The following is an 11,647-nucleotide window of genomic DNA, read 5'->3' as shown; positions in this document are numbered from 1 at the left end:
CAGCTGAGGTTTTGTTATAAAATATATTATACCAGTGTTATACGGGATGTCTAATATCTTAAAATCTATTGATCCATTGTTATGAAAAAAGATAGTCAATTGGCTCAAATAATTCCATTGATGATCCGTTACAATATCCAGGTTATCTTTGGAAGTAAATTTGTTTATTTCTTGGGAGGAAGTCTCATTTTTTTCTTTCTGATAACCGGGATTAGTTTGTTTTCCTCCTCGTTACCGGAATTGTCGTCACTGTATTATCAATTACTTTTTCCGGCTCTTTTGCTGGTTTTCTTTCCTACTGTGTATGGTATTCAGAATGATGAAGACGCCCGTATTCTGGAAATCCTTTTTAGCATTCCCAATTACAGGTTTAAAGTCTGGATGATAAGAATGTTGATTATTTTACTGATGGTTTGGGGAGTACTTCTCATACTGTCATTTCTGGATTACTTTATTCTGCTACGCCACAATAGTCTTCGGTTGTCATTTCAACTGATGATTCCGGTTACCTTTTTTGGAACAGTTGGGTTCTTTTTTTCCACTATTATCCGAAACGGGCATGGCGCTGCCGTTGTAGTGGTAATACTGGCCCTTATTGCCTGGTTTATGGAACTCTTAACAGATAATCTCTCCATGGCAGTATGGAGTGTGTTTTTTAATCCTTTTGATATGCCATCCGATACCAGCACCGTTGTATGGGATCTTTCGGTGGTACGCAACCGTACCTATATGATGATTGTTTCGGCGGTGGCTTTATTATGGGGATTGCTTAATTTACAGAAACGTGAGAAATTTATGAGGTGACAAACTAGTGTCAAGTCAAGCATAGTCTGACGGGCCAAGCCTTGCTCTTTCTACCTTGTGCTTTTCAAAAAAAGACTCACGTAGCTACGGCTATGCTTACTTTTTTGTTGATTTGCACAAGGTGAAAAATAGCGGCAGCTTACCCGAAATTCTACACTTGACTTGACACTAGTGTTTTCTGAGACTTAGAGTTTTTGAATAATGTTTAGCAGTTTTGTTTCCAGACCCAACCGGTAGTTTAATTTTATGAGTTGATTCTTTATGTTGGCCATGGTGTTGTGCCCCACGTATTTTTGAATGAAAAACAAAAGAAGTTTTACCGGGTTTGGATGAGCTTTCTTGGTGTAAACATTAAAGTGAAAATTATCAAATTCCCGTTGAATTTGTTTTTGGGGAAAACCCGGGAGGTCTAAAACTGCTTTCTGCCTCTCATTGGTACTTGATAGTTTTTTAGGGAGGATTCCCAGATTGAATGCTGTTTCATGGAGTTGCGTACCCTCATAAGGGAAAAAAATTGAGGTAGCATGCCAGTCTGGTTGTATTATTTGATTTAAATGCAGGGTTTCAAGAAAATCATGGTAAGTTTCGGTAGGTAAACCAATCAGATTGAAGATACCTACTTTAATTCCATATTCCCTCGCTTTTTTGACGGCCTCAATTATTTTATTATTAGAATAAAACCTTTTTAATACCTCGGATCTGATTCTTTCACTACCGGATTCCAAACCAATGGTTATTGCTGAAAAACCTGCCCTTTTTAAGTTACTAAAAGTACCATCTAAATCCAGATTTTTATAAATCCGTAAATTTGCTTCAAAATTGAACGGAGTAGGTCTTTTACGGTTAAAGTGTTCCAGAGATTTGCATAGTTGTCTGAGCCATTTCAGGTCTGAGCCGAGTGTTTCTATTTCAAGAAAATAGGTATTTACAGCCGGATATTTTTTGGCTAATTCTTCGATTTCTGCAATGATATTCTCTGGGGAACGCATACGAACATACCCTCCGTTTGCAATTTTTTTAAGCTTATGATTACAGCAATATGTACAATTATAAGGGCATCCTCTTCCGAGCAATATGGTGAGTTTAGAGTTTTTTTCCAATATCCATGGAGCCCATATTTCTCTGTCAAGAAATGGGAGGGAATCCAGATTTTGAATAAATGGTCTTGTCGGGTTTTTTACAATGGTTCCTGGTGCTTTTTTAACCCAAAGATTCGAAATTTGAGAATAATCCTCTTGTTTTTCAATTTTTGAAGCCAATTCAAGAAGAGCATATTCGCCTTCCCCAATACAGAGAATATCAAAAATATCCAAATAGCTTTCGTTTGGGTTAAGGGTTACATGAACTCCTCCTAATACTGAAAAAAGACCAAATTTGTCTTTGATCTCTTTTGCTGTTTTTTTGATAAATTCGAATTCTGTATCCACAGCGGTGTAGCAGACCATCCCCGGAGAAAAATCATTTATTGTTGTTTCGATGGTTTTGTTGTTATCGTTTTTCCTGTCAATAACAAGAAGCGATGTATTGTGGCCTTCCTCTTTAAGAACTGCTGAAATTTGAGCCAACCCCAGTTGGACATCTTCATTTCCTTTAAGAGGTTTTTTAGGGGCAATAGATTTTTGAATACTATAGACAAGTAGGATGTTCATATGATAGAGAGCTTTATGGGGGGTTATCCACTTTCAATCGGGATAAAGATATTAAAAGTATTATACTTCTATTCAATACTTCGTTCATTTTTTGGAAGGTCTTCAAATTGAACTGGTTGTGGGAGAGGTGTTTGTTTGTGTTAAAATCCAGTCTTTTAGCAATATATGATTTGTCTTTTTTCTAACTCAAAATAATAATTGACTTTTCTCTTAACAGCCCTTATCAGTCAATTGTTTTTCTCCTGCCTTCTGCCTCTCAAACTTCTGCCTGACTTGACCCGAGGGCCTACCCAAAAGAATATATCTTTCTTTACCGACCAAATCCCGAAGTTTTTAAGGCTCTGCTGTGATTAACTTTTAGTCTGAAAGTGAATGTTATATTTTAGGGGTGATGAATTATCAAGGTACCGTTGGTTTTTGTTAATTGTTATCCAAAAACTGAGAGAGAATTTTTAATAAATGATGTGGATTGATCGGTTTTGCCAGGTATTCATCAAAACCACTTTCCCTTATTTTTAATTCATCTTCGGGACGTGCATATGCTGTTTGGGCAATGATAATCTGCTCAGGAACCAATTCCCTGATACGTTGAAAAGTCTTAAAACCATCCATCTTTGGAAGTTTTATATCCAGCAAGACCAAGTCGAATTTCTTGCTGTTGTGGAGGAATTCAAGAGCTTCAAATCCATCCTTTGCCCAGGTGATATTGATTTCAGTACCTTTAAGCACCTCAAAGATAAAGTGGTAATTAGATATCTCATCTTCAATGACTAATAAGTTTTTATATGACCAGTTTTTTCGAAGAAAAGTGGTGGGCTTTTTTGGGGGATAAGTGCGCCTGCTCATGGTTACATTGAATGGAAAACTTAATGAAAAAGTTGATCCCTTACCCAATTCTGATTCCACAGACAGCTTGGCCCCAAGCATTTTGGACAGCCTTTGTGAGAGGGTCAGGCCTAAACCAATTCCACGCTTTGCCATAAACTGGTCATTTTCCAGTTTTACAAATTGATTGAAAATGATTTTTTGTTCACTTTCTGAAATTCCGGGGCCGGTATCGGTTACAGAAAATACAATTTCAGAAGCTTTACGGTCAATTATTAATTCAACGAACCCATGTTCGGTGAACTTTATGGCATTGCTTAATAGATTTGATAATATTTGACGAATGCGAAATTCATCTGAAATAAAAGACAAATCTTCTTTCTCCAGCAGATTCTTTTTACGTAATTCTACGTTTGGATTTTCATTTCTAAGAGCAAAGGAAGAATATATGTGATTAATGAATTCATTCAACAGGAAATTGTTATAGTGAATTTTCATTTGATTGGCTTCGATCAATGAAAAATCCAAAATATCTTCAACCAGGAATCTGAGATTGTCAGAATTATCTTTTATCAGTTTTATGAACTCAGATTTTTCCTCAGGACTTGTACCTTCTTCATTTAAAAGGGTCGCAAAACCAACAATGGCATTCATTGGAGTCCTTATTTCGTGAGACATATTGGCCAGGAAATAAGATTTCAATTTATCTGATTTCTCAGCCTTATCTTTGGCAATTTTCAGATCTCTGGTTCTCTCTCTAACTTCTTGTTCAAGAATCTCTTCATGTTTGGCCAGTTCATCACGCTGAATCTCCAATTCTTCCTTTTGATCTTCAAGGATTCTGTTCTGATTGGAGAGTTCATGAGCTTGTTCTTCAATGACTTTGGTGCGTTCACTTACTTTTTTCTGTAACCTGTTTTTTTCTCTTATGAGTTTGCGGTTTCTCCATTTTAGAAGCAAGACTAAAGATGCAATTATAATAACTGTGAGTGCAACTAAAAATAATCTTGTCTTCCAGACAGGTGGGCGGATTAATATTTCCATTGTTGCCGGTTTTTTACTCCATAAACCGTCGCTGTTTGACGCGGTAACTTTGAAGGTGTAAGTACCCGGATCAAGGTTTGTGTAGTTTGCACTGGTTACTTCTGTATTTTGTACATGCCATTCATTTTCATATCCCTCCAGGATGTATTTATACTGGCTTTTATGTGGAAATGTGTAATTGATAGATTGAAAATGAAAAGTCAGGATTCTCTGGTTGTATTTGAGATTAACGTTTTTAATGTACTTAACAGGTTTTGATATAGGTGATTTCTCTTCTTTAAAATCCATCTTTTTGTTGTTCACATAAAAGTCGGTAAGATAGATTTCAGGTCTTGTTTTATTCTCTGGAATATCTTTCGGAAAAAAAGAAATGAATCCGTCTGCACCTCCAAAAAAGATTTTACCATTACTTGTCTTTAGAGAAGATTGAATATAAAAATGATTACCAGCGAGAGCATCCTTCTCCGTGTAGTTGGTGAATTGCTCTGCTTTGGTTTTGAGGTAACTTAAACCATTATGGGTAGATATCCATAAGTTTCTCTCAGAATCCATTATTATTGAGCATACGTAGTTGTCAGACAGGCCATCTTCTGTGGTATATTGTTTTAATATTTGACCATTTCTGGAGCATAAATAAAGACCGTCTTTTTGCGTTCCCGCCCATATGTGTTTCGGGTCGTCGAGGTTTATAAAGGTAACTTCGGGTAATTTGATTACCTGTTCGAAATACCTTCCCGATTCATTAAAAAGAAATACTCCTCTTACGGTATTGGTGTAAATTCTGTTTTTCTCATCTTCATAGATTAGTGGTAAATGGTATATTTCGGGGTTGGGTTCAATAAAGAATTGCCCCAAAAGGTTTTTGTTTTCATCATACAAGTCAATTTGACCCACAGGATTGGTAATCCAGATTCTGTTTTTTGAATCTGTGTCTATGTTCCATAAATTCCTGCCATGGTATCCACCGTCAAGTTTTCTTTCGAATGGTTCTTTTGTGAACATGCCTGTTTGAGGATTCATTTTGTTGATACCTCCATCCCATGTTGCAACTAATAGATTGCCATTGTGATCTCCGGTAATGGTCCGTATTACGTTTGAGCTTAGCGAATTTTCATTTTGAGGGTTATGTGTATGAAATATAAACTTCCGCTCCTGTTGATTAAAAGAAGCTATGCCTCCACCTCCTGTGCCTACCCAAATATCCCCTTTTGCATCTTCATAAAAGCTGGTAATAATATTATGAATGGGCATGTTGTATATGCCGTCTTTGACCGCCATACTGCCCCCGTAGGTACTGTATATATCGAAAATATTTTCTTTCGGATTAGAATAGAAAGTGCCTCCCCTGGAGGTACCTACCCACAGAATGCCTTCCTGGTCGTGATGAAAACAATAAACACCATTGGAAAGCATTTGACCATAAGCAGGGTCATTGGCTTTTATATAAGTAAAGATATTTGTTTTTAAATCCAGTTTGTTAATACCTCCCTGGTCAACAGCAATTAACAATTGGTCATTTCCCCACTCAATAATGTTCATAGCCAGATTTCTGTTGGTTCCTGACCCGTCGTCTGTTACCGGATAATAAAAATAGTCACCAGCCTCCGGATTGAAGGAAGCCAAACCGGCGCCCCAGTTCGCAATCCAGAACCTGTCTTTGGTGTCAATTAGTATTTTTTTGCTGAATAGTCGTTCAGATATGGTTTTATTATCGGGGTAGTGAATGAAAAGATTAGAGTCGGGGTTAAACTTGTAAATGCCATTAGAGGTGGTCACCACCCAGTAATTCCCCTTGCTGTCCTGATCCATTCCTGTGAAGTTATTGGCACTGGGGGAGTCTGGAATATAAAACCTTTTAAAATGATTTTTTTCAGGCAGATATTGGCAGAGCCCATGTGCAGTCAAAACCCAAAGTGTGCCACGGGTGTCGAGGTACATTTCGTTGACGAAGTTACTGCTGAGGCTTGTGGTATCTCCCGGAATGCTGAAATATCTTTCAAAATTATCTTGATAAGTGCAATAGCGGTTCAGACCATTTATGGTTCCAAACCAAAGATTTTTCATGGAGTCTTGTTCTATAACCATCACCCCGTCATCGCTCATCGAAGTGGTGTCTGATTTGTTGTGCAAATAACGCGTAATGAAATGACTGTTGTATTTCATTAACCCCACACCATTATTGGCTATCCATAAATAACCCTCGTGATCCCTGTGGATGTCTCTCACCAGGCTTTGGAACAATTCTGATTCAAGTGGCTTTAACTTTATTTTTTCGTTGGCCAGAATTAATTCGCTGCAAAAGATCAGAAGTAAGAATAATATATTAAGATGCCGGTACATTGCTGCTTTTTTCTTTGTCAGAAGCATTTAAGTTAATAAAATAAGTTGCGTTTAACAACAAAATGCATTGCACTACTCTTTTTGAGAGTTAAATTACAGGTTAACTAATTTGATATTTTTTTGTTTTAAGATTGTTGGGAAAGGAAGTAGGTTCGTTTATTTGACTATGTTGGGTTTTTGCTGTTTGTCTCCTTGATAGAAGTGTTGGAATTCTCTATTGTATCTTGTTATTTAAATCTTTACGATTGGTATGAGTATTAAATACGAGGGAAACTGTTTTTAAGTTTTACTTTCCTTGACAGATAAGTAAAAACTTTTGATGAATCGGCCTTTTACAATGAATATATACTGGGCCGGGCTTAGGGGAGAAGGGATGCACGATTACTATCATGTTTTTGTGTTACTAATATCCTTATTTAAAGAAATAAAATGAATGGTTTCTTTTCAAAAGCCTTATTGTACAAGTAAGGAAACAAAACCGTAGTTTAAAGATTTTTGAAAGGGATTAATGAAGCTTTGTTCCTTGAAAACTGCTAACTTTGTGCCTGCAAAAATAAAAATCAAAGATATCATGACAGATCTGCACCTGTTAACAGCCATTTCGCCCATTGACGGGCGTTACCGTTCAAAAGTTGACGGCCTTGCCCTTTATTTTTCGGAGTATGCCCTTATTCGCTACCGTGTTATGGTGGAGGTGGAATATTTTATTGCTCTTTGTGAAGAGCCCTTGGAACAGCTCAAAGAAATGGATCATAGTAAGTTTGATGCTTTACGATCCATCTATCGCAATTTTGAATTGGAGGATGCGGAACGCATCAAAGACATCGAATCCATCACCAATCATGATGTGAAAGCAGTGGAGTATTATCTGAAAGAGCAGTTTGATGGATTAGGGTTGCAGAATTTCAAGGAATTTATCCATTTCGGATTAACTTCACAGGACATCAACAATACTGCTGTTCCTGCTTCATTGCGAGATGCGGTAAACGAGGTTTATTATCCCTTTTTGGAAGAGTTAATCAGTCAGCTGGAAAAATTATCCAACGACTGGAAGGATGTGTCTATGTTGGCCAGGACCCATGGTCAGCCTGCATCTCCCACGCGGTTGGGCAAAGAAGTAAGAGTTTTTGTTGAGCGCCTTAAAAAACAATTGTTCCTGCTCAAAGATATTCCTTGTCCTGCCAAGTTTGGTGGTGCCACAGGTAATTTTAATGCCCACAAAGCTGCTTATCCTGAGATCGACTGGGTGGCATTTGGTAATCGATTTGTTGGCGAGAAGCTTAGGCTCGACCGTGAACAATTGACTACGCAGATTTCGAATTACGATAATCTGGCTGCCATTTTTGATAACCTGAAACGCATTAATACAATATTGCTTGATTTATCGCGTGATTTTTGGACATACATCATGATGGAATATTTCAAGCAAAAAATTAAGAAAGGTGAAGTTGGTTCCAGCGCTATGCCTCATAAGGTGAATCCTATTGATTTTGAGAATGCCGAAGGAAACCTTGGTGTTGCCAACGCCTTATTTGAGCACCTTTCTGCCAAGTTGCCTGTTTCCCGTCTTCAACGTGACCTTACTGATAGTACGGTGCTTAGAAATATTGGAGTGCCTCTGGCTCACTCTGTTCTGGCAATTCAATCTCTGCAGAAGGGGTTGGGCAAATTGTTAATTAACCGGAATGCCATTGATAAAGATCTGGAAAATAACTGGGCTGTGGTTGCTGAGGCCATGCAAACCATCCTGCGCCGCGAAGGTTTTGCCAATCCCTACGAAGTACTAAAAGACCTGACACGTACCAACGATGTTATTAATGCTAAGTCTATTGCAAAATTTATTGATACACTGGATGTGCGTGATGAGGTAAAAGAAGAATTGAAACAGTTTACTCCATCTAACTATACCGGAGTAAATTTATATTAAAGAAATTGGGATGAAGGATTTTTTTGCAATTATGAGGCGGTTTTTACCGCCTTATAAGCATCTGCTTGGATTTAATTTTCTTTTTAATTTGCTGTCGGCACTTTTTGCTGTTTTTTCAGTGGCATTGATGGTGCCCATGCTTGAGATTATTCTCTCACAGGATAGTGAAGTGCATGAATTGGCAGCGTGGTCGTTTAACTTTAGTGATCTGAAGCAGAATCTTTATTACTATATCACACAATTGAAATCTTCCTATGGACCGGGTTTGTCACTGTTGTTTGTTGGAATTTTTCTGGTATTGGGCACTTTTTTGAAAACCGGATTTGCTTACCTGGCTTCATATACAAGCATCGGCATCCGAAATGGTGTAGTTCGTGATTTAAGGCATCAGATTTATCAAAAAATCCTTCAGTTGCCCATAGGTTTCTTTAGTGAAGAAAAGAAGGGGGATATTATAGCCCGTTCCACAGGCGATGTGCAGGAGGTGGAAAATTCCATCATGTCATCTCTTGATATGTTCCTCAAAAATCCCGTTTTGATTTTGGTTTTTCTGGTTGCAATGCTTCTTTTTAGTGTTCAACTTACTCTTTTTGTGTTTGTTGTGCTGCCTGTTGCCGGATTTATTATAGGCCGCATCGGAAAAAGTCTGAAGAAAACATCCCGTGAAGGACAGAATAAGATGGGTGATCTTTTGGGGATTATTGAAGAGACACTTTCCGGTTTACGAATCGTTAAAGCATTTAATGCCGAGAAGCGTATGGATGAGCGGTTTGAAGGGGAAGTTGAAGATTATAAGTCCATCATGAATCGTCTTATGAGGCGTCGCGATCTGGCTCATCCTATGAGTGAGTTTCTTGGGACTATTGTAGTGGTTATTTTGGTATGGTTTGGTGGTACCCTGATTCTTACTGGCACAGATACTATTAATGCTGCAGAGTTTCTGGGTTATTTAGCGATATTTTACCAAATCATAAACCCGGCCAAAGCCTTTTCAAAGGCTACTTACAACATCCAGAAAGGGCTGGCAGCTTACGACAGGATTGATGATATTTTAAGTGCCAACATCGCTATTGAAGAAACTGAAAATGCCAAATCAATTGATTCACTTAAACAGGGGATAGAATACCGCAATGTTACTTTTGCTTACCAGGAAACACCTGTGCTTAGGAACGTGTCGGTCAATATTCCCAAAGGACGTACCATTGCTTTGGTTGGTCAGTCGGGTAGTGGTAAATCCACATTTGTCGATTTGTTGCCACGGTTTTATGACGTAAAGGAAGGGGCCATACTAATAGATGGCATTGACGTTAAAGATCTGAAGATTCATGATCTTCGAAATCTTATGGGGAATGTCAATCAGGATGCCATCTTGTTTAATGATACCATCTATAATAACATTGCCTTTGGGGTTGATGATGCTACTCCTGAGAAAGTTGAGGAAGCCGCCCGGGTAGCTAATGCTCATGAATTTATTTCATCCTTTACGCATGGGTATAATACCCTTGTGGGGGATAGGGGAGGACGCCTTTCCGGTGGTCAGCGTCAGCGCATCAGTATCGCCAGAGCTGTTTTGAAAAATCCACCTGTTTTGATTTTGGATGAGGCCACCTCAGCGCTGGATACAGAGTCTGAGAAGCTGGTTCAGGAAGCGTTGGAGAAATTAATGGCCAACCGGACTTCTATTGTTATTGCCCACCGTCTTTCTACTGTTAGAAATGCCGATCGTATCCATGTTTTTCAGGATGGAGAGATTGTGGAAACCGGCACGCATGACGAACTGGTAGAAAAAGGCGGCGTTTACCAAAAATTGAATGAACTGCAAATGCGGTAGTGGTTTGTAAAAGAGCTGCTGATCTCAGCAACAGGAATTAGAGCCAATAACGGGAATTGGGCTTTCAGCCCGCCTTTGGCCGATGACCATTTTCCCGGGGTGGTACCCCGGGCTGGGATAAGCTGGGCCTACGGCCCGTCTGGGGTTGAATTACATTGTTGGCGGTTTTGATTATTGTTGATTTCAATTTTTCTTTCCTTATGTTTTTTGTCTTAATCATTGAAATTTCTAATTTATTGGGGATTCCCGCCCTGTAAGGGCTTTTTAACCCAGCCCGGGGCATCGTCCCGGGAATGCGGCCGGATGGCCGTTTTCGCCCCGTCGGGGCAGGTTATTTCTCAAACAAATACCGTTCATCATAATCTATCTGATATTCTTCTAAAAAGGCGATCAACTCATCTTTGTAGCTCATTCTTTGGTGATGGAATTCCTGATTTTCTATATATGAAATGGTCTTGTCAACCACCGATTGACTAACGGAAAAGACACCATAACCGGTCTGCCATGCAAATTTTGAATAATATGGGGAAAGGGTTTTTAGCCACCGGCTGCTGTGACGTTTTATCTCTTCTGTCAGTTTTGCCATCGTAACATTTCGTGACAATGTGCATAGCACGTGAAGGTGATCAGATGTTCCGTTTATTTTTATTGGGAGGCATTCTGTGTCCTTGATGATGGTGCCCATGTAAGCAAAAAGTCTTTTTTTATCCTCTTGCCTGATGTGAACCTGGTTGTCTTTAATGTGGAAGGTGAGGTGAATGTAGATTTTGGAGAGTGATTGAGCCATAGGTGGTTTTTGTAATCGTTTATGATTTAAGTTGAATGATTAGGAGTTGGGCTTTCAGCCCGCTATAGGCCGTTGGCCATTTCCCCGGGGCGGTGCCCCGGGCTGGGATAAGCTGGGCCTTCGGCCCGTCTGGGGTTGAATTACATTGTTGGCGGTTTTGATTATTGTTGATTTCAATTTTTCTTTCCTTATGTTTTTTGTCTTAATCATTGAAATTTCTAATTTATTGGGGACTCCCGCCCTGCAAGGGCATTTAAATCCAGCCAGAGACATCGTCCCGGGAACCAGGCCGGATGGCCGTTTTCGCCCTGTAGGGGCATAGCCGTCAGGCTAAGCAGATTGATGCAGTGGAATATTCACAAAATCAAAGGTTTGGTTTATCATTTCTAATATGTGGATACTCGAAAATGTTTTATTTTTTGGTTCTACATTCTGTTCCT

Annotated in this window: 6 protein-coding genes; 3 read left to right on the top strand and 3 right to left on the bottom strand. The window is 39.0% G+C overall.

Annotated elements, in window-relative coordinates; translation table 11 throughout:
• Positions 1-81 precede the first annotated feature (81 nt).
• Positions 82-804 carry a hypothetical protein gene (locus DDZ16_RS19730; protein WP_109266208.1) on the top strand — a complete coding sequence of 241 codons (723 nt, stop codon included), beginning with the start codon at positions 82-84 and terminating at the stop codon, positions 802-804.
• A gap of 185 nt (positions 805-989) precedes the next feature.
• Here DDZ16_RS19730 and DDZ16_RS19725 read toward each other — a convergent pair whose 3' ends face one another.
• Both DDZ16_RS19725 and DDZ16_RS19720 read right to left on the bottom strand, forming a co-directional pair.
• The gene (locus tag DDZ16_RS19725) at positions 990-2,453 is read right to left on the bottom strand and encodes a B12-binding domain-containing radical SAM protein (protein WP_109266207.1); all 1,464 of its coding nucleotides are present in this window, start codon (positions 2,451-2,453) and stop codon (positions 990-992) included.
• Between the two features lie 420 nt (positions 2,454-2,873).
• The gene (locus DDZ16_RS19720; RefSeq protein WP_109266206.1) at positions 2,874-6,689 is read right to left on the bottom strand and encodes a hybrid sensor histidine kinase/response regulator; all 3,816 of its coding nucleotides are present in this window, start codon (positions 6,687-6,689) and stop codon (positions 2,874-2,876) included.
• A 544-nt stretch (positions 6,690-7,233) separates the two neighbouring features.
• Here DDZ16_RS19720 and purB point away from each other — a divergent pair.
• Both purB and DDZ16_RS19710 read left to right on the top strand, forming a co-directional pair.
• Positions 7,234-8,589 carry an adenylosuccinate lyase gene (purB, locus tag DDZ16_RS19715; RefSeq protein ID WP_109266219.1) on the top strand — a complete coding sequence of 452 codons (1,356 nt, stop codon included), beginning with the start codon at positions 7,234-7,236 and terminating at the stop codon, positions 8,587-8,589.
• Between the two features lie 10 nt (positions 8,590-8,599).
• Entirely contained in the window at positions 8,600-10,420 is a 1,821-nt protein-coding gene (locus tag DDZ16_RS19710) for an ABC transporter ATP-binding protein (RefSeq protein WP_109266205.1), read from the top strand.
• 331 nt (positions 10,421-10,751) lie between these two features.
• On the opposite strand, the gene DDZ16_RS19700 is transcribed toward DDZ16_RS19710, so the two are convergent.
• The gene (locus tag DDZ16_RS19700; RefSeq protein WP_109266203.1) at positions 10,752-11,207 is read right to left on the bottom strand and encodes a transposase; all 456 of its coding nucleotides are present in this window, start codon (positions 11,205-11,207) and stop codon (positions 10,752-10,754) included.
• Positions 11,208-11,647: the final 440 nt, after the last annotated feature.

Source organism: Marinilabilia rubra (genome assembly GCF_003121985.1).
GTDB lineage: Bacteria > Bacteroidota > Bacteroidia > Bacteroidales > Marinilabiliaceae > Marinilabilia > Marinilabilia rubra.
The sequence above is the reverse complement of the archived record's forward strand: the minus strand, read 5'-3'. Positions and strand labels throughout refer to the sequence as shown.

What these genes read in the sequence shown, in the direction of transcription:
- DDZ16_RS19730 (WP_109266208.1), top strand. Translation starts at nt 82, where the DNA reads ATGAAAAAAGATAGTCAATTGGCTCAAATAATTCCATTGATGATCCGT.
- DDZ16_RS19725 (WP_109266207.1), bottom strand. Translation starts at nt 2,453, where the DNA reads ATGAACATCCTACTTGTCTATAGTATTCAAAAATCTATTGCCCCTAAA.
- DDZ16_RS19720 (WP_109266206.1), bottom strand. Translation starts at nt 6,689, where the DNA reads ATGCTTCTGACAAAGAAAAAAGCAGCAATGTACCGGCATCTTAATATA.
- purB (WP_109266219.1), top strand. Translation starts at nt 7,234, where the DNA reads ATGACAGATCTGCACCTGTTAACAGCCATTTCGCCCATTGACGGGCGT.
- DDZ16_RS19710 (WP_109266205.1), top strand. Translation starts at nt 8,600, where the DNA reads ATGAAGGATTTTTTTGCAATTATGAGGCGGTTTTTACCGCCTTATAAG.
- DDZ16_RS19700 (WP_109266203.1), bottom strand. Translation starts at nt 11,207, where the DNA reads ATGGCTCAATCACTCTCCAAAATCTACATTCACCTCACCTTCCACATT.